Genomic DNA, 18413 nt, shown 5'->3' with positions numbered 1-18413 from the left:
TCACCCACTCTCCGGGAGCCCTCCAGGCCCATGTCGTTCGTTCACCTGCACTGCCACTCCGAGTACTCGCTTCTCGACGGCGCCAACCGCATCGGCGACCTGATCAAGCGTGCCAAGGACTTCGAGCAGCCTGCGCTGGCGCTCACGGACCACGGCTGCATGTACGGCGCGTGGGTCTTCCAGGAGGCCGCCAAGAAGGCCGGCATCAAGCCCATCGTGGGGATGGAGGCGTACGTGGCGCCGGGCGCCCGGACGGACCGCAGCAAGGCCAAGGGCGAAAAGGGCTACTACCACCTCGTTCTCCTGGCGCGCGACTACCAGGGGTACAAGAACCTCACCAAGCTCACCTCCATCGGCTACACCGAGGGGTTCTACGGCAAGCCGCGCATCGACCGCGAGGTGCTGCAGAAGTACTCCGAGGGGCTGATCGTGACGTCGGCGTGCCTGGCGGGCGAGGTGGCCCAGCACCTGATGGAAGACCGCTGGGAGCAGGCCCGCGACGCCGTGGCGTGGCACCAGGAAACGTTCCGCGACCGCTACTACCTGGAGGTGCAGGGCCACGACAGCCCCGGCCAGGAAGAGCTGAACCGCCGCATCTTCAAGCTGGCGCAGGAGATGAGCGTTCCCGTCGTGGCCAGCAACGACGCGCACTTCCTGAACGCGCACGACCACCAGGCGCACGACGTCCTGCTGTGCATCGGGCTGGGGAAGGACTTCAGCGACCCCAACCGCATGAAGTACGACGGGCAGCTGTACTTCAAGAACACCGACGAGATGCGCGAGCGGTTTCCCGGGCGCCCCGACGTGCTCGAGAACACGCTGCGCATCGCCGACGAGTGCAACTGGAGCTATCCCAAGGGATACCAGGTGCCCGCGTTCCCCGTGGCCGAAAAGGGCTTCACCAGCGAGGCCGAGATGCTGGCCGACTGGGTATGGCGCGGCGCCATGGAGCGCTACGCCAAGGACGCCCCCGCCGGCGCCGATCCCCGCACGGCGCTCGCGCCGGAGCTGGTGGAGCGCATCGACTACGAACTGAGCGTGATCAGCAACCCCAAGATGGACTACTCGGGGTACTTCCTGATCACCGCCGACTTCATCCAGTGGGCGCGCGACCACGACATTCCCGTGGGCCCCGGGCGCGGCTCGGCGGCGGGGAGCATCGTGGCGTTCTGCACCGGCATCACCGACTGCTGCCCCATCAAGTTCGACCTGCTCTTCGAGCGCTTTTTGAACCCCGAGCGCGTGTCGATGCCCGACATCGACGTCGACTTCTGCTTCGAGCGGCGGGGCGAGGTCATCGAGTACGTGCGCGACAAGTACGGCCGCGACGCCGTGGGCCAGATCATCACCTTCGGGACGATGAAGAGCCGCGCCGTGATCAAGGACGTGGGCCGCACCCTGGGCTTCGCGCCCGCCGAGACGGACAAGCTCGCGAAGCTGATCCCCAACGGCCCCGCGTACTCGCTGACCGTCGAAGAGGCGCGCAAGCAGATTCCCGACATCAAGGACCTGTACGAAAAGGACGCGCGCTACCGCCAGCTGCTGGACTACTCGTCCACGCTGGAGGGACTGTCGCGCCACTCGTCCGTCCACGCAGCCGGAGTGGTGATCGCGCCGGGGCCGCTGGACGAGTACGTCCCCGTCTGCACCCAGAGCACCAAGGGCTCGGGGGGCAACGGCGAGTCGGTGATCGTCACCCAGTACGACATGACGTGCCTGGAAAAGGCCGGCATGCTCAAGATGGACTTCCTGGGGCTGAAGACGCTCACGGTGATCTACGACACCGTGGCCGACATCCGCCGCCGCTACGGCGCGCTGAAGCACCCGAAGACCGGCGAGGAGTACGCGCGGGCAGAGGACATTCCGCTGGACGACGCCGAGGTGTACGCGATGCTGGCGCGCGGCGGCACCGCGGGCGTGTTCCAGTTCGAATCGGCGCTGGCGACGGAAAAGCTCCGGCAGATGAAGGCCGACCGCTTCGACGACCTGGTGGCCGCGAACGCGCTGCTGCGCCCCGGCCCGCTGGACATGGGGATGGACACCGTGTACATCCGCCGAAAGCTGGGGCAGGAGCCGGTGAAGTACCCCTTCCCCGAGCTGGCCGACGTGCTGCAGCCCACCTACGGCGTGATCGTGTACCAGGAGCAGGTGATGCGCATCGCGCAGATCCTCTCCGGCTTCACGCTGGCCGAGGCCGACGTGCTGCGGAAGGCGGTGGGCAAGAAGGACGCGGAGCTGATCGCCAAGGAACTGGGCAAGTTCGTGGAGAAGGCGGTGGAGAAGGGCCATCCCCGCCAGCAGATCCAGGACCTGTCGGACCAGATCGAGGCGTTCGGACGGTACGGATTCAACAAGTCGCATAGTGCGGCGTACTCGCTGGTGGCCTACCAGACGGGGTGGCTGAAGGTGCACTACCCGGCCGAGTTCATGGCGGCGCTGATGTCGTCCGTGGTCGACAAGATCGACGACGTGGTGTCGTACATCGCGCAGTGCCGCGAGATGGGCCGCTTCATCCCGCGCGTGGGCCGCGAGGGGATCGAGGTGCTGCCGCCCCACGTGAACGAAAGCAACTGGAAGTTCACCGTCGTGGGCGAAGGCGTGGGCAAGATCCGCTTCGGCCTGGGCGCCATCCGCGGCGTGGGCGAGGGCGCGGTGCGGTCCATCATCGCCGCACGGGTGACGGAGGGGCCGTTCACCTCCATGTTCGACCTGCTGAGCCGCATCGACCTGCGACTTTGCAACAAGCGCGTGCTCGAGGCGCTGATCTGCGCGGGCGCGCTCGACGGCTTCGACGAGGACGGCGGGCGCAACCAGCTGCTGGCCGGGCTGGACTCGGCGTTCGCCAACGCGCAGATGATCCAGAAGGAGCGCGAGAGCGCGCAGGACAGCTTCTTCGACATGCTGCTGGGCGGGGGCGACACCGCCGCCGCCACGCTGGTGCAGGCCCCGCCGCTCCCCAAGGTCGACAAGTGGACGGAGACCGAGCGGCTGGCGCGCGAAAAGGAGATCCTGGGCTTCTTCATCAGCGGCCACCCGCTGAACCGGTACCGCGAAGACGTGGCGCTGTTCGAGGTGCGCAGCAACACGTCGATGCTCAAGAACCAGAAGGACTGCAAGGTGGAGCTGGCCTGCGTGGTCACCGAGGCGGCGCGGCAGATCAGCAAGAAGGACGGCTCTGAGTGGGGCCGCATCACCGTCGAAGACTTCCACGGAACGGCCACGGTGCTTGCGTTCGGCGAGTCGTGGGCTAAATACAAGGAAGTCCTCAAGCAGGATGCGCCGGTCGTCATCCGCGGCGCGGTGAGCAACCGTGAGCGCGACGAGGAGGACCCGCCCCTTTTCCTGGACAGCGCCGTGGCCTTGGGCGACATTCGGGAAAGCGGCGACGTGGGCGTGCAGATCGAGCTGGCGTCGGCCGGCATGGACCCCGGCGCCGTCGCGGCGACCAGGGACATCCTGGCGAAGTACGCGGGCGCCGGTGCGCTGTTCGTCGTGTGGAAGAACGGCGGGGGCGAAGGCGAGGCGCCGCGGCTGAAGTCCCGGTCGGTTCGCGTGGCCCCGCGCGACGAGCTGCTGATGGAGCTTCGCGAGGCCCTGGGCGACGACCGCGTGCGCCTTCACCGCGACGCGGCGGCGGTGGTCGCCATCCAGCGCGAGGAGCGCTTCCCCCGCCGCGGCGGGGGTGGAGGCGGCGGGTTCAGCATCAACAGCAGCGGCGGGGAGTAGAGGCGCACTCCCTGGCCTCGCTCCGGCGGTTGAAACCGCGACTGGAACTGCACGAAGTCCGCCTGCGCGGACTGGCTTGTTTCAGTGTGAGTTCGAGGATGCGGCGCGCCCGGGTGCAGTTCTCCCCCTCCCCTGCGCAGCGGGGGAAGGGGGCCGGGGGGAGGAGGCTGCCTGGACATGCGCCGCGGCCGTTCGAACCTCGATCGCAGTTCCCCCCTCTCCCGCGCGGTTTGCGGGGGAGGGGCCGGGGGAGGGGGAACCTCCCCGCACGATGACCCAGCAAGGAATCACGACGTGGCAACGGTAGCCCACCTGGACTTCGAGCGCGCCATCGCCGACGTGGAGGAGCAGATCGGATCGCTCCGCACGCTGGCCGGCGAGCGCGGCGTAGACGTAACCACCGAGCTGGCGGCGCTGGAGCGCAAGCTCAACGGCCTCAAGGCCGACACGTTCGCCAACCTGTCGCCCATCGAGCGGGTGGGGGTGGCCCGGCACCCGCGCCGGCCCTACACGCTGGACTACCTGGAGCTGGTGTTCACCGACTTCGTGGAGCTGCACGGCGACCGGCAGTACCGCGACGACGCCAGCATCGTGGGCGGCTGGGCGCGGCTGGACGGCGAGACGGTGATGGTGCTGGGGCAGCAGAAGGGGCGCGACATGAAGGAGAACGTGCTGCGCAACTTTGGCATGCCGCACCCGGAGGGCTACCGCAAAGCGTTGCGGTTGATGAAATTGGCTGAGAAGTTCAACCGCCCGCTGATCACGCTGATCGACACCATGGGCGCCTACCCCGGGCTGGGCGCCGAGCAGCGCGGGCAGGGCGAGGCCATCGCCCGCAACCTTCGCGAGATGGCGGCGCTCAAGATTCCCAGCATCGCCACCGTCATCGGCGAGGGCGGGTCGGGGGGCGCGCTGGCCATCGCCGTCGCCGACCGCGTGCTGATGCTGGAAAACAGCATCTACTCGGTAATCAGCCCCGAGGGGTGCGCGGCCATCCTGTGGAAGAACGCCACGGCCCGCGACAAGGCGGCCGAGGCCATGAAGATCACCGCCGTCGATCTGAAGCGGCTGGGGGTGATCGACGAGGTGATCCCCGAGCCGGCCGGCGGGGCGCACGGAAACTGGGAAGACGCGGCGGCGGCGTTCAAGGAGGCCCTGGTGAGGCACCTGCGCGAGCTGCGCGCCCTTTCCGCCGACGAGCTGCGGCGGACCCGGTGGCAGAAGTACATGGGGATGGGACGCTGGCGCCACGCCGGCTGAGCCCTACCCACCCAACATTCCCAACGATGCCCGCCGGCGTCCCCCCGTGGACGCGCGGCGCGCGCGATAGAAGTGGAGGTACCATGGGCCTGGAACTCCCCGTGTTCCAGCCCGTTGCGTCGCCCCAGGACCAGGCCTTCCTCGTGGAGGTCGGGTTCAAGGGCATGCGAAAGGGCTTTTTCACCTGCACCGATCCTGCGGTGCGGGTAAACGACTGGGTTCTGGTAGAGGTGGAGCGCGGCCACGACGTGGGCCGCGTACGGTCGCTGGGCGGCGTCGCGCAGAAGAAGTGCGGCGACCAGCCGGTGTCCGTCGTCCTGCGCCACGCCGACGACGAAGAGGTGCGCCAGCTGTACGCCCTTCGCGCCGACGAGGAGCGCGTGCGCCGCGAAACGCGGCAGCGCGTGCAGGAGCACGGGCTGCACATGAAGGTCAGCGACGCCGAGTGGCAGTGGGACCGGAACAAGCTGACCATCTACTTCACGGCCGAGCGGCGGGTGGATTTTCGCCAGCTGGTCCGCGACCTGGCGCGCACCTTCCGCAGCCGCATCGAGCTCAAGCAGATCGGCGTGCGCGACGAGGCGGCGCAGCTGGGCGGCGTCGGCCGCTGCGGCCGGCAGCTCTGCTGCGCCACCTGGCTTCGCGAGATCAAGCCCATCTCGCTGCAGCTGGCCAAGGACCAGAGCCTGTCGCTGAACCCGCAGCAGATCTCCGGCACCTGCGGCCGGCTGATGTGCTGCCTGACGTACGAGCACGACGCGTATCTGCAGGCCCGCAAGCGCTTTCCGCGCGAGGGCAAGACCATCCGCACCACGGTGGGCGCTGAGCGGGTGATCGCCATCGACATCTGGCGGAGCACGGTGACGCTGCAGGACGAGCAGCGCCAGCGCCGCACCATCGACCTCGACCAGCTGAAGGAAGAGACGGCGGCCACCCCCGCGGGGCCCGCGCGCATGGAAAAGCCGTCGCACCCCGTTCTTCCCAACCCGGCGCAGCCGCAGCGGCCCCCGCGCCGCCCGCGCCGCCAGACGGAGCAAAAGCCCGAGTGAGCCGGTTCTACATCACCACCGCCATCGACTACGCGAACGGCGACCCCCACCTGGGGCACGCCTTCGAAAAGATCGGCGCCGACGCCATCGCCCGGTACCACCGGCTGATCGGCGACGACGTGCGCTTCTGCATGGGGATGGACGAGCACGGGCAGAAGGTGGCGCAGACGGCCGCCGCCCGCGGCGTGGAGCCCCAGGCGCTGGTGGACGAGCTCGCGGCCCGCTTCCGGGCGCTGTGGGCCCGGCTGGACATCAGCAACACGCGCTGGGTGCGCACCACCGACGCACACCACCGGCGCGGGGTGAAGGCGTTCATCGAGCAGGCGCTGGAGCGCAACCCCGACGACTTCTACGAAAAGACGTACGAGGGGTGGTACTGCGTCGGCTGCGAGCTCTTCAAGCGCGAGAACGAGATCGCCGACGGGCGTTGCGTGCTCCATCCCACGCGCGACCTGCAGTGGACGGAGGAGCGCAACTGGTTCTTCCGGCTCAGCCGCTACCAGGACTTCCTGCGCGCGCACTTCGACGCCAACCCCGGCTTCATCCTTCCCGAGTCGCGCCGCAACGAGCTGCTGGCGCTGCTGGACTCGGGGCTGGAAGACATCTCCATCACCCGTGCCCGCCTTTCGTGGGCGATCCCCTTTCCCAAGGCCACGTCCGACGGGGAAACACAGGGAACGTGGGTGTGGTTCGACGCGCTTCCCAACTACCTGACGGACGCCGGCTATCCGGACGATGAGTCGTGGCGGGAGTGGTGGCCGGCGCAGCTTCACGTGGTGGGCAAGGACATCACGCGGCTTCACGCCATCATCTGGCCCGCCATGCTGCAGTCCGCCGGGCTCCCCCTTCCCGAACGGGTCTGGGGGCACGGCTTCGTCACGCTCGGCGGCGAGCGGTTCAGCAAGTCGTCGGGCGTCACGCTGGACCTGGACGAGGCCATCGACCGCTTCGGCCCCGACGCGTTCCGCTACTACCTGCTGCGCGAGGTGCCGTGGGACAATGATGGCGGGTTCAGCTGGGAGCGCTTCGCCGAGCGGTACACGTCGGAGCTGGCAAACGGGCTGGGCAACCTGGCCAGCCGCAGCACGTCCATGATCGGCAAGTACCGCCAGGGCACCGTCCCGGCGTCGCCGCTGGAGGTGGATCTGGTGATCACTGACGCGGTCGCGCGCTATCGGGCGGCGATGGATGCCAACCTGCTGCACGAGGGCGCCGCCGCAGCGTTCGAGGTCGTGCGCCACGCCAACGCCGTCGTCGCCGAGCGGCAGCCCTGGTCCGTCGCCAAGGACCCGTCGCGCGCCGACGAGCTGGACCTGACCCTCGCGGCGATGGTGCGCTACCTGGCGGCGGCCGCAACGATGCTCTCGCCCTTCATGCCCGCAAAGACGGCGGAGCTGTGGGCGCGCCTGGGCTCCGGGCGTGATGCCCTCCCCGGGCTGGACGAGCTGGCGGCGCTGGACGTCTCCGGCTGGACGGTGCAGGCCGGCGGCATCCTCTTCCCCCGGCCCGAAGTCGCCGCGCCTGCGTGAGAACGCGGGGACACGCGGGTTTGCTTCGACGCGGGACGGCGCTCGCGATCGACCTGTACGCCTGCATCGTTCCCGCGTTGTTCCTCGCGTTGCTGCCGGGGCTGTTCCTGCCGCTGGACGAGCACCTCTGGGTTTCCACGATGGTCGCGTTGCCGCTGATCGTGCTCGGGCTCGGGTACGTGTTCATGGGTCCCGCGTTCTTGTCCAACACGTATGGGCGATATGTGACGGCCGTCCGCGTACGGGACCAGGCCACGGGAGAGCGGCCCGGCTTCGGACAGGCGTTGATCCGCGCGTTCAACCTGGGCTTGTGGCCGGTGGAAGCGGTGATGATCGTGGACAACGGGCGCCGCATGGGTGACCGCCTGGCCGGAACGGTCGTCGAGCGGTACAGCCCGGGAGGGGCATGGTGGAAGCGCGCGGCTCCGGGGCTGGCCGTCATCTCTGGGGGCATCGCCCTGCTCTGGGGAATGAGCCCCGTCGTCGGTGGCCGGCCGCTGATCGCCCGGGAAGCGCGCGCCTTCACGCAATCGCAGCTCGGTGCCCAAGCAGGAAACCCGCGGTACGTGGCCGTGCGCGGTGACTCGGGCGAGGTTGGGATGACGCTGCGGGACGGCAGGGGCGTCCGGGTGTACCTGGCCCGCTCGCGGGGCGCGTGGCGGGCCCGGCAGCTGGAGGAAGTCTCGCCGTCGCAACTCGGGCGCGGGATTTCCATCCAGCAGGGAGCTGCCTCCCTGTCCGCTCCATGAGCCTCGTTCCCGTCGCCATCGTCCAGGCCGAGGTCGAGCCGACTCTGCACGGCGGACTCGATCGCACTCGGGAGCTGGCGATGGAGGCCGCGGCGCAGGGCGCGCGGCTGGTCGTTTTTCCGGAGACGTGGATTCCGGGCTATCCCGCGTGGCTGGACGTGTGCCGCGACGCCGCGCTGTGGAACCATCCCCCGGTGAAGCAGGCGTTCCGGCGGATGGCGGAAAACAGCGTCGTCGTCGCGGGGGAGAGCGGGAGGGCGCTGGGGGAGATCGCGCGCGACATCAGGGTCACGCTGGTCGTCGGCGTCAGCGAGCGGGTGGAGCGGGGGCCCGGGCGCGGCACGCTCTTCAACTCGCTGCTGACGTACGGGCCGGACGGCGCGCTGCTGAACCACCATCGCAAGCTCGTTCCCACCTACACTGAGCGCATGGTGTGGGGCACGGGCGACGCCGATGGGCTCGCTCCCGCCGAGACCGAGGTGGGGCGCGTGGGCGGGCTGGTGTGCTGGGAGCACTGGATGCCCCTGGCCCGGCAGGCGCTGCACCAGGCGGGCGAGGACATCCACGTGGCCGTCTGGCCCACGGCGATCGAGTCTCACCAGGTCGCCAGCCGCCAGTACGCATTCGAGGGCCGCTGCTACGTGCTCGCCGCGGGTGCGCTGATGCGGGCGTCGGCGCTGCCGCCCGAGCTGGAGCCGCACCCGGACCGCGTGGCCTCGCCGGATGCCTGGCTGCTGCGGGGCGGGAGCGCCATCATCGGCCCGGACGGGACGTACATCCTGGAACCGGTCTACGAGCAGGCGGTGACGCTGTACGCCGAACTCGACCTGGCCCGCGTGCGCGAAGAATCGATGACGCTGGACGTGGCCGGCCACTACCATCGACCGGACCTGTTCGACTTCACCGTCCACTGGGGACGCCGGGCCTGATGGCGCGCCTGGTGATCCCGGGGTGGACCAACTCCGGCCCGGAGCACTGGCAGAGCCTGTGGGAGCGCGACCAGCGCGGCTTCCGGCGGGTGCAGCAGCGCGACTGGGACCATCCCGATCGTGCGGAGTGGGTGCGGACGCTCGACGCCGCCATCCGCTCCGAATCCGAACCGCCGGTCCTGGTGGCGCACAGCCTGGGCTGCATCGCCGTCGCGCACTGGGCCGCGGCCCACGACCGCCCCATCGCGGGTGCGCTGCTGGTGGCCCCCGCCGACGTGGAGCGGCCGGATGCGCCGGAGCCCATCCGCAACTTCGCCCCGGTGCCGCTCGCGGTGCTCCCCTTCCCCGCCATCGTGGTGGCCAGCAGCGACGATCCGTACCTGGACCCCGAGCGCGCGGCGCACTTCGCCCGGTGCTGGCGCGCGCGGCTGGTAGACCTGGGGGCCGCGGGGCACATCAACACCGACGCCGGGTTCGGACCGTGGCCCCGAGGGCTGGAGCTGCTGGCCGAGCTGGATCGCCGCCGAGAAGCGGATCCAGGGCACGCGCCGCACAGGGCCACGCGCCCGCGCCGCGAGGTGCCGGACCTTTCCGCGGGCCGCAGGGTCTAAGTCCCGAGAATCCATCCACTTCGCCGCGTCAGGACACAGTGGCAGGCAAGACCGTGCTTCTCGTCGAAGACGACGAAGCCAGCATCGACATCTTCACCACCATTCTCCGCCACGGCGGGTACCAGGTGCTGTCGGCCAAGAGCGCGTCCGAGGGCGTGGACATGGCCTTGGCGCACCGGCCGGACATCGTCGTCGTGGACCTGGGCCTTCCCGATGCGCCCGGCTTCGAGGTGCTGAGCGAGCTGACGGACCATCCCGCGACGCAGAACACGCCGCTGATCGTCTGCACGGTGCACATCTTCGAGCACGACGTGGTGCGCGCCCACCGCGCGGGCGGCGACGTGTTCCTGCAGAAGCCCATCGCGCCGCAGGACCTTCTCGCCCACGTCGACCGCCTCCTGTCCGGCGCGCCGGCGCCAGCACTCGAGCCCTCGCCCGCGGCCGCGTCGTAGCCGCGGATTCCGCATACTGCTACAGGGGCAGATTCTGCAAGGGAGCGGGCAATCTGCGTCGACGCCCGTCCCGCCCCCGTCTTCCGTTTGTGACCCAACCGGTTACCGCGCAACGAGTTGCGAAATTCGTCCAAACCGGAACGTTTGATGCCTGTCCACCGGGCGTAACCCGAAGCATCTACTCACGTTGAGAGGGGTCCGGCAGCGATTGCTTGACACCCCCGTCCAGCGGGCCTAACTTGGCTCCCTTCGCCATCATCCTGGCCAGGTCCTGATCCGGAGCGCGGGTGCCCTCCCCCCGCGCCGTTCCGTCACCAGTATATCAGCAGTCGCATGCCCCAGTCCCGCTGGACACTGATGCTCGTGCCCCACGACAACGAACGGGTCCGCTCGTTCCAGGTGTCGGCACGAAGCATCCGCAACGCCCTGAGCGGCGCCGCCATCTTCGCCCTGCTCCTGGGCACCTTCGTCATCTCCTTCGCCGTCAAGCAGTCGCACCACTCGCAGAGCGCCGGGCTCAAGCGCGAGAACCAGCTGCTGGCCGCCGAGGTCGACGAGATGCGAAAGCAGATGGAGGCGCTGGACCGCTCCATCGCGGCGCTGGCCAAGAAGGACGAGCAGGTAAGGGTGATCGCCGGCCTTCCCGAGGTGAACGCCGACGTGCGCAAGGCGGGCGTGGGCGGTCCGGGAACGGGAAGCATGGGCGCCCGCGCTCTCGCGAAGCTGAACCCCGGCGTGGGCCGCAAGGTCGAGGCGACCTCCGAAGACCTGGACGCGCTGATGCGCCGCGCGTCGCTCCTGCGCGGCAGCATGGACCAGGCGGTCACGCAGATCCGGCGCAACCAGCAGCGCATGGCCTCCACCCCCACCATCCTCCCCACGGACGGCCACCTGTCGTCGCTCTTCTCCGGCAGCCGCTACCACCCCGTGCTGCGCATTTCGCGCCCCCACAAGGGCATCGACATCGCCGCGCGCATCGGAGAGCCCATCCTGGCGCCGGCGCGGGGCCGCGTGGTGTTCGCGGGCAACCGCAGCAACGGCTACGGCAACATGGTGGAGATCGACCACGGCTACGGCTACGTCACCCGCTACGCCCACGCCTCGCGGCTGCGCGTGCGCACCGGGCAGATGGTGGACCGGGGCGACCGCATCGCCGACGTGGGCAACACCGGGCTCACCAGCGGGCCGCACCTGCACTACGAGGTAGAGGTCAACGGCAACCAGGTAGACCCGATGAACTTCGTGATCGGCGACGCGCTGCCCTGAGCCGCCCCGCCGTCCGACCGTCGATCCCAGGAGCGCCCCCTTGCCGGGGGCGCTCCTTTTTCGTATCTGACGCAGCATGTTGAGCTTGCTGATCGCCCTGGGGCTGGCCGCGGCCGACTCGGTGCCCCGCCCCGCCGCCGCCCAGCCGGCCGTGGTGGTGCACCACCAGCCCGCGCTGCCCATCGTGGCCCTGCGCCTGTCGCTGCTGGCCGACGACCCGCCCGGGTACGCCGGGGCCGGCCACCTGATGCAGCACCTGCTCCTTCCGCAGCTGGAGGAGCGGATGGCGCGCGTGGGGGGCCGCGTGCAGGCCGTGCGCACCTCCGACGCGGTGGTCTACACCGTCGTGGGCCCCGCCGTGGAGCTGGAGTACCTCTCCGAGACCCTGCGGCTTACGCTGCGCGCCCCGGCCGCGGGAACGGGCGAGACCCTTCGCGCCCTGGCCCAGCTGGGACAGGAGCGCGGGGCGGAGCGCGAGATCGCCGGCGCCTTCGTCCGCACGGCCCTCCGAGGGGTCCTGTTCCCCGGCGACCTTTCCGCCGCCGGCACCGACGCCGCGGCCGAGCGCCTGGCCACGGCGCGGCTGCCGGAGGTGTGGGGCGCCATGTACAGCCCCGAGCGCATATCCATCGTCGCCGTGGGCGACGTGCGGATGGACGACGTGCGCCGCGCCTTCCGCGACCTTCCCGCGGCCGGCTCCGTGCGCCTGGAGGCCCTTGCCGACACCGTCGCCCCGCTGGCCGGCGCCGCGCCGCAGGCCACGCGCGGGTGGGTGGCCCGTGGATGGAACGCGTCGCCGCTGGACGCGGCCGCCGTCACCGTGACCGCGCGGCTGCTGCGCAACCAGCTGCGGCGGCGGATGACCCGCTCGGCGGTGGAGGTGGAGCACTGGTGGACCCACCACGGCCAGGCCGTCGCCCTGGTCGTCGCCACCCCCGACACGCTGATGCCCACGGCGCGGCGGACGGTGGAGGGGGCGCTGGCCGCCGTCGCCACGGCGCTGGACGAGGCGCAGGTGCGCGACGCTGCCGCCAGCGTGCGCCGCGAGATGCTGTTCTACGCGCGGACGCCCGAGCGCATGGCCGAGGTGCTGGGCGCGTTCGGCGACCGAGGGCTGGATTCGGAGGCGTCGCAGCGCTTCTTCGCGGCGGTGGACCGGGTGACCGAAGACGACGTGCGTGCCGTCCTCGCCGCGCTACGGGAGACGGAGCCGGCGATCGTAGAGGTGCCGCCCCAGAAGCTGGAGGCGAACTGATGCGCGCCCGCCGCCTTCTCGCCTTTCTCGCCGCCACGCTGCTGGCCCGTCCCGCCGCGGCGCAGGAGCGCGTCCTCGTTCGCCCCGAGCCGGGAACGCCCGTCGTCGCCACCGAGGTGCTCATCGCCGTGGGTCCGGCGGACGAGGCCGAGGGGAAGGAAGGCATCACCTACCTGACGGCCCGCAGCGTCACCGCGCCCATCCTGCCGGTGCTGGACTCGCTGGCCGCGCACCTGGAGGTGGAGCAGCACCGGGACGCGGTGTCGTTCACCGTGATCGCCGCGCCCGACAACTGGCAGGAGGCCACCCGGACGCTCCTCGTCGCCCTCTTTCGCGACCCCGTGGACAGCATCGCCACGGTGCGCCAGCGCGCCGCCGCCGTGGCCGAGCTGCAGGCCCGCGAGCGCAGCCCGTCCGACGCGCTGGCGCGGGGGGTGGACGCGGCGGTGTACGGCGAGAACCACCCGTGGTCGCGGGCGGCCGCGGGAACGGCGCGCAGCGCCGGGCGAATCACCGTGGCGGAGGTGGACGCCTTTCTCCGCGGCAGCTTTACCGCCGACCGCGCGGTGATCGCCATCGTGGGACCGGTGGAAGCGGACGCGGGGGGGGCGCTCTCCGCCTTCATGGAGCCCGGCCCCCTGCGCGCCGCGACGGTGGAGCCGCCGCGCCCGGCGGGGGAGCCGGTGCGCCAGACGTACGAGGCCATCACCGCCTGGGTGGCCGCCGTCTACCCGTTCGGCCCCGACGCCGACGACGAGGCATTGCGGATGCTTTCGCGCCTGGCGCTGGAGCAGGTGTCGTTCGGCGTGCAGCGTCCCCAGGTGTACGACTCGCGCGCCGAGGTGGTGCGGCACGCCGCCGGGGGCGAGCTGCGCCTGGAGATGGTGGTTCCGCCCGGCGAGGTAGAGCAGTGGGCCGAGCGCCTGGGGCAGGCCCTGTCGCGGTACGCCGACGAGCCGCTGAGCGACGGCCTCTTCGCCCAGCGGCGGCGGCGCTACCGGGGCGAGCGGCTGCTGGCCCTGGAGTCGCCCGAGGCCCGCGCCCGGGTGCTGGCTCGCCGGACCCTGCTGGGGCTGCCCACGGTGCCCCTGACGGACCTGGAGGGGCTTACCCCGGAGCGCCTGGAGCAGGCCGCGCGCTCCCTCGGCAAGCCCGTCATCGTCTTCCTGGGACCCTTCGTCGACGAAGACGAGGACGAGTCCTGAGGCGATCGTCTCCAGCGTGGATGGGGTGCCACGCGAAGGCGCGGAGAATGAAAGAGAGCCGCGGAGGGGCAGGTGACCCTTCCGCGGCTCGTCCATTCCTTCGCTTCTCCGCGTGAAACCCGTCGGTCCCTACCGCTCGCCCTCGGCCTGAGACGGCTTGTCCTCGGGCCCGTCCTGCCGTCGCTCGGTGGGGGTCACCGGCCGCTCGGGCTCGGGCTGGTCCTGCTCGCCCACGTCGTGCGGGCTCTTGTCTTCGTAGCGCGGGTCCTTCACGGCTGCCTCCCTCGTCTGCGGCTGGAGCCTCGCCCGCCCCGCGAGGGCGGCCGGGCCACGGTGTCGTCGCGGGTGGCCGAGCTGGCCGCCGCCTGGATTCCGCCGCCGGCCCCGTTCACCGGCGGCGTTTCTACCACGCGCTCGGGGGGCGGCTCGTGGGTGCGGGGCGGCAGGCCCATGATCTCGCGCAGCTCCGCCTCGTCCACCACTTCCTTTTCCAGCAGCCGCCGCGCCAGCACCTCCAGCACGTCGCGGTCGGCCGTAAGGATGCGTCGTACCCGCTCGTACGTGCCCTCGATCAGCCCGCGGATCTCGCCGTCGATCTCGCGCGCCGTTTCTTCCGAGTAGTTGCGCTGCGCCGGCATCCCCCCGTCCTGCTGCAGGAACTGGGTGCGCCGCGGCCCCGCCAGGTTCACCGGCCCCAGCTCGCGCGACATGCCGTACTCGGTGACCATGCTGCGCGCCAGCTCCGTCACCCGCTCCAGGTCGTTCCCCGCGCCGGTGGAAATCTCGTTGAAGACGATCTCCTCGGCCACGCGCCCACCCAGCAGCACGGCGATGCGGTCCATCAGCTCCTGCTTCTGCAGCAGGTAGCGGTCTTCCGTCGGCAGCTGCTGCGTGTAGCCCAGCGCCGCCACGCCGCGGGGGATGATGCTGATCTTGTGCACCGGGTCGGCCGTGGGCACGCGCTCGGCCACGATGGCGTGGCCGGCCTCGTGGTAGGCCACGATGGTGCGCTCCTTGTCGTTGATCAGCCGGTTCCGCTTTTCCAGCCCGGCCACGATGCGGTCCACCGCCTCGTCGACCTCCTGCATCCCCACGCTTGCCTTGTCGCGCCGCGCGGCCAGCAGCGCCGCCTCGTTCAGCAGGTTGGCCAGGTCGGCGCCCACGAACCCCGGCGTGCGGCGCGCGATGCGCTCCAGGTCCAGGTCCGGCCCCAGGGTGATCCCCTGCGCGTGGATCTTCAGGATGGCCAGGCGCCCGCCGACGTCGGGGCGGTCCACCAGCACCTGCCGGTCGAAGCGGCCGGGGCGCAGCAGCGCGGGGTCCAGGATCTCGGGGCGGTTGGTGGCGCCCATGATGATCACGCCCAGCCGCGGGTCGAACCCGTCCATCTCCACCAGCAGCTGGTTGAGCGTCTGCTCGCGCTCGTCGTTGCCGCCCAGCATGTTCCCCGGCGAGCGCGCCTTGCCGAGCGCGTCGAGCTCGTCGATGAAGATGATGCAGGGGGCCTGGCTCTTGGCCTGGGCGAACAGGTCGCGCACCCGCGCGGCGCCCACCCCCACGAACATCTCCACGAACTCGGCGCCGGAGATGGAAAAGAAGGTGACCCCCGCCTCGCCGGCCACCGCGCGCGCCAGCAGCGTCTTTCCGGTGCCCGGGGGGCCCACCAGCAGCACGCCCTTGGGGATCTTGGCCCCCAGCCGGGCGAACTTGTCGGGCGTCTTCAGGAACTCCACGATCTCCTGGAGCTCCACCTTGGCCTCGTCCACCCCCGCCACGTCGTCGAAACCGACGCCCGTGCCCTCTTCGCCCACGATGCGCGCCTTGCTCTTTCCCACCGTCAGCACGCCCTGCGTGGGGTTCATCCGCCGGAACATGAACACCCACAGCCCCACCAGCAGCAGCAGGGGGAGCAGCCCCCAGATCACCATTCCCCAGCGTGCCTCGGCCATCCCCTCGTAGGGGACGTTGCGGGCCTCCAGCAGGGGCACCAGCTGGTCGTCCTCTACCTTGTCGGCGCGCCAGCGCTCCGGCCCGCCCGCCTTGCGGATGGAGTCGGTGGCGATGGCCTCGATGGTGGTGGCGCCGATCCTCACCTTTTCCGCCTGGCGGGCGGAGATGCGGTTCTTGAGGTCGCTGTAGGGGATCTTGGTGGGCCGGGTGGGGCCCAGGACATTCGCCAGGATGAGCACCCCGAACAGCACGAGCAGGGGCCACATGGAAAAACGGGGCGGCTTCATGCCGCCGCCTGTGCGCTGGCGGCGGTCGCCGCGGCGCCTTTCGTTGGGAAATTCGGGCTGGGCCATGCCCGCCGGGGAAGCAAGGACCGGACCAGCCCCCACCTCCCTGGATGCACCGAAAACGTACGATGAAACGGGCCACCCCGTACCGTGGGGTGGCCCGTTCTCCATCGGCCTGCAACCGCCTCAGTTCACCGGCGGGGGGGGTCCGCCGCCGCCGTCGTCGAAGGCGCCGATGCCGCTGGCCGCCGCGGCCAGCAGCAGCGCACCCGCCACGACGAGCGCCGCCGCCAGCACACTCTTGCGGGTGCTGAGCTGGCGCTCGCGGAGCGAGCCGATCCCCGACACGGGGATGCGAACCATCTCCCCGTTCCACAGCGACTCGATGTCGCTGCGGTCGATGGTGCGCACCACGCCCAGCTGCAGCGTGTCCGCCGTCATCTGCTGGATCACCCCTTCCACCTCCATGATGCGCGGGCCCACCTGGCTGGCGATGCCCACCGATCCGGCGTCGGTGAGCGTGGCGACCACGCGGGCACCCACCGCGGCGTCGGGGGTGGCCACCGGATGGATGTTGTAGCATCCGGCCTGCGGCAGCAGAAGGAGCATCGCCGAGCACAGCGCCGCCATGCGGAACAGCGGGCCCCGCGGGCGCCCGAAAGGTACGAGCTGGTTCATACGCATCTCCAGAGTACGGGGAACGGCCCGGGCAGCAATGCCCGGGCCGTTCCCTCGGCGTTCGTTACCGTGCGGTCAGCTCGTGCACGGGTTCGGATCGTTCCAGTTCCGCAGCGGCTGCGAATTGACCGCGGGAATGTTGGGGTTGTTCTGCCGCTCCGACTGCCCGTACGGAAGCCGTCCGGGGATCTCCTTGGCCACCGGCGCGCCGGCGGGAAGGAGCGCGGGGAAGCAGGTGCGCTTGTAGTCGTTCCAGACCTCGATGTTCTGGAACAGCGCGATGTACTTCTCTTCCATGATCATCGCCAGCGTCGCGGGCCCGGCCAGGGCGGGAAGCCCCACCGACGCGCGAACGGCGTTCACGTGGTTGATCGCGGTGGGGTCGCCGAGCGCCAGCTTGGCCTCCGCCATGATCAGCTGGTTCTCTTCCCAGGTGACGATGGGCTGGCGGAAGTCGTAGGGCCTGCGCGCCGTCGCCACGATCGAGGGGGTGGTGCTCGCGGCGCCGAAGCGGTTCGCCGCGATGATCGAGTCGTTGATCAGCGTGAAATACCCCGCCTTGCGCGGGTCGCCGGTGCGGCGGTTGAGGATGGTGGCGAGCGCCTGCCCCGCCGCCAGGTCCGACCGCGCCACGATGAACTGGCCCCAGAGGTTGCCCTCCTGCTCGGTGGTGCCGTGGAACGACCGCAGGTTGCCCGGTGACTGCTGGTTCGTCGCCACGGCCACGCTGGCGGGCGCCTCGTTGATGCCGTTCTGCGCGGCCGCCAGCGCCGCCTGGTACGCCGGCGTGCCCAGGCGCTCGGCCGTGTGCATGTGGTAGCGGGCCTTCAGCGTATGGGCCACGCGCGTCCACCGGCCGACGTTGCCCCCGAACACCAGGTCGGTGTTGCCCGGGCCGGGGCCCGTGCCGCCCAGCAGGGTGATGGCTTCGCTGAGCAGGGCCTGCATGTCGGCGTACACCTGCTGCTGCGGGTCCAGCGCGGGAGCCGTCGTCTCGGCCACGGCCTCGCGGTAGGGGATGTCGCCCCACACCGCCGCGGCCGTGCCCATCATCAGGGCTTCCCACACCTTGGCGATCCCCTCGAACTGCTGGTCGCCGGCGGCGCGGGAGTTCGCCTGCACCTTGCGCCAGTCCACCAGCCCGCCCCCGGTGTAGAAGCCCGAGAACATGGTGGAGTAGGCGGCCTCGGTGTTCAGGTACGAGCTGCCGTAGTCCTTCTGCTGGTTGTTCGTACCCGACAGCTGCTGGATGAACATCGCGGCGCTGCGGGCGACCTGCCCCTCCTGCCGGACGAACCCCTGCGCCTGCGCCGCGACGAACAGCTGCTCCGTGGTGGCGGCCGACGGCTGGTTGGGGTTGTCGTCGATCCCCGCCCCGGTAAGGAAGTCGCTGCACCCCGACACCGCCAGCGCGGCGGCCGCGAGGCCCGCGATCGTGAGTTTATTGCTTTTCACGTTATCTCATCC

At 70.5% G+C, this 18413-nt stretch carries 15 protein-coding genes; 11 read left to right on the top strand and 4 right to left on the bottom strand.

The genetic code is table 11. From position 1 onward, the window contains the following. Positions 1 to 30 precede the first annotated feature (30 nt). The 11 genes from dnaE to VGB24_RS01725 all read left to right on the top strand — a co-directional run bounded on the left by dnaE (position 31) and on the right by VGB24_RS01725 (position 14031). Positions 31 to 3726 (top strand): DNA polymerase III subunit alpha, encoded by a 3696-nt coding sequence (gene dnaE, locus VGB24_RS01775; protein ID WP_331071235.1) that lies wholly within the window; start codon positions 31 to 33, stop codon positions 3724 to 3726. Between the two features lie 294 nt (positions 3727 to 4020). Further along, positions 4021 to 4986 carry an acetyl-CoA carboxylase carboxyltransferase subunit alpha gene (locus tag VGB24_RS01770; RefSeq protein WP_331071234.1) on the top strand — a complete coding sequence of 322 codons (966 nt, stop codon included), beginning with the start codon at positions 4021 to 4023 and terminating at the stop codon, positions 4984 to 4986. Between the two features lie 83 nt (positions 4987 to 5069). Further along, positions 5070 to 6035: a regulatory iron-sulfur-containing complex subunit RicT gene (locus VGB24_RS01765; RefSeq protein ID WP_331071233.1), complete on the top strand. Its 966-nt coding sequence runs from the start codon at positions 5070 to 5072 to the stop codon at positions 6033 to 6035. Continuing rightward, positions 6032 to 7564 (top strand): class I tRNA ligase family protein, encoded by a 1533-nt coding sequence (locus VGB24_RS01760; protein WP_331071232.1) that lies wholly within the window; start codon positions 6032 to 6034, stop codon positions 7562 to 7564. The genes VGB24_RS01765 and VGB24_RS01760 overlap by 4 nt, the downstream gene beginning before the upstream one ends. A gap of 20 nt (positions 7565 to 7584) precedes the next feature. After that, positions 7585 to 8313, top strand: a complete 729-nt coding sequence (locus VGB24_RS01755; RefSeq protein WP_331071231.1) for an RDD family protein — start codon at positions 7585 to 7587, stop codon at positions 8311 to 8313. Further along, positions 8310 to 9242, top strand: coding sequence for a carbon-nitrogen hydrolase family protein (locus VGB24_RS01750; RefSeq protein ID WP_331071230.1), 933 nt, complete (start codon positions 8310 to 8312; stop codon positions 9240 to 9242). Before VGB24_RS01755 ends, VGB24_RS01750 begins: the two co-directional genes overlap by 4 nt. Next, entirely contained in the window at positions 9242 to 9853 is a 612-nt protein-coding gene (locus tag VGB24_RS01745) for an alpha/beta hydrolase (RefSeq protein WP_331071229.1), read from the top strand. The genes VGB24_RS01750 and VGB24_RS01745 overlap by 1 nt, the downstream gene beginning before the upstream one ends. Before the next feature lie 53 nt (positions 9854 to 9906). Then, positions 9907 to 10305 (top strand): response regulator, encoded by a 399-nt coding sequence (locus VGB24_RS01740; protein ID WP_331071228.1) that lies wholly within the window; start codon positions 9907 to 9909, stop codon positions 10303 to 10305. A gap of 333 nt (positions 10306 to 10638) precedes the next feature. Then, on the top strand, positions 10639 to 11571 hold the full coding sequence (locus VGB24_RS01735; protein WP_331071227.1) for a M23 family metallopeptidase: 933 nt from the start codon (positions 10639 to 10641) through the stop codon (positions 11569 to 11571). 76 nt (positions 11572 to 11647) lie between these two features. Next, positions 11648 to 12826, top strand: a complete 1179-nt coding sequence (locus tag VGB24_RS01730) for a hypothetical protein (protein ID WP_331071226.1) — start codon at positions 11648 to 11650, stop codon at positions 12824 to 12826. Next, entirely contained in the window at positions 12826 to 14031 is a 1206-nt protein-coding gene (locus VGB24_RS01725; protein WP_331071225.1) for a hypothetical protein, read from the top strand. The genes VGB24_RS01730 and VGB24_RS01725 overlap by 1 nt, the downstream gene beginning before the upstream one ends. 129 nt (positions 14032 to 14160) lie before the next feature. Here the strand turns inward: VGB24_RS01725 and VGB24_RS01720 are convergent, their stop codons facing one another. The 4 genes from VGB24_RS01720 to VGB24_RS01705 form a co-directional block, all read right to left on the bottom strand. Continuing rightward, positions 14161 to 14304 (bottom strand): hypothetical protein, encoded by a 144-nt coding sequence (locus VGB24_RS01720; protein WP_331024943.1) that lies wholly within the window; start codon positions 14302 to 14304, stop codon positions 14161 to 14163. Then, entirely contained in the window at positions 14301 to 16268 is a 1968-nt protein-coding gene (gene ftsH / locus VGB24_RS01715; protein WP_331071224.1) for an ATP-dependent zinc metalloprotease FtsH, read from the bottom strand. The genes VGB24_RS01720 and ftsH overlap by 4 nt, the downstream gene beginning before the upstream one ends. Before the next feature lie 186 nt (positions 16269 to 16454). Next, on the bottom strand, positions 16455 to 16946 hold the full coding sequence (locus tag VGB24_RS01710; RefSeq protein ID WP_331071223.1) for a hypothetical protein: 492 nt from the start codon (positions 16944 to 16946) through the stop codon (positions 16455 to 16457). A gap of 75 nt (positions 16947 to 17021) precedes the next feature. Continuing rightward, positions 17022 to 18401, bottom strand: a complete 1380-nt coding sequence (locus VGB24_RS01705) for a SusD/RagB family nutrient-binding outer membrane lipoprotein (RefSeq protein ID WP_331071222.1) — start codon at positions 18399 to 18401, stop codon at positions 17022 to 17024. Positions 18402 to 18413 lie beyond the last annotated feature (12 nt).

This window comes from Longimicrobium sp., assembly GCF_036399935.1.
In the GTDB taxonomy this organism is placed as follows: domain Bacteria; phylum Gemmatimonadota; class Gemmatimonadetes; order Longimicrobiales; family Longimicrobiaceae; genus Longimicrobium.
This window is presented reverse-complemented; position numbering and strand designations above follow the sequence as displayed.

Bases quoted from the DNA above. Each gene is read 5' to 3' on its own strand.
- dnaE (WP_331071235.1), top strand. From the start codon at position 31: ATGTCGTTCGTTCACCTGCACTGCCACTCCGAGTACTCGCTTCTCGAC.
- VGB24_RS01765 (WP_331071233.1), top strand. From the start codon at position 5,070: ATGGGCCTGGAACTCCCCGTGTTCCAGCCCGTTGCGTCGCCCCAGGAC.
- VGB24_RS01750 (WP_331071230.1), top strand. From the start codon at position 8,310: ATGAGCCTCGTTCCCGTCGCCATCGTCCAGGCCGAGGTCGAGCCGACT.
- VGB24_RS01745 (WP_331071229.1), top strand. From the start codon at position 9,242: ATGGCGCGCCTGGTGATCCCGGGGTGGACCAACTCCGGCCCGGAGCAC.
- VGB24_RS01735 (WP_331071227.1), top strand. From the start codon at position 10,639: ATGCCCCAGTCCCGCTGGACACTGATGCTCGTGCCCCACGACAACGAA.
- VGB24_RS01730 (WP_331071226.1), top strand. From the start codon at position 11,648: ATGTTGAGCTTGCTGATCGCCCTGGGGCTGGCCGCGGCCGACTCGGTG.
- VGB24_RS01725 (WP_331071225.1), top strand. From the start codon at position 12,826: ATGCGCGCCCGCCGCCTTCTCGCCTTTCTCGCCGCCACGCTGCTGGCC.
- ftsH (WP_331071224.1), bottom strand. From the start codon at position 16,268: ATGAAGCCGCCCCGTTTTTCCATGTGGCCCCTGCTCGTGCTGTTCGGG.
- VGB24_RS01710 (WP_331071223.1), bottom strand. From the start codon at position 16,946: ATGAACCAGCTCGTACCTTTCGGGCGCCCGCGGGGCCCGCTGTTCCGC.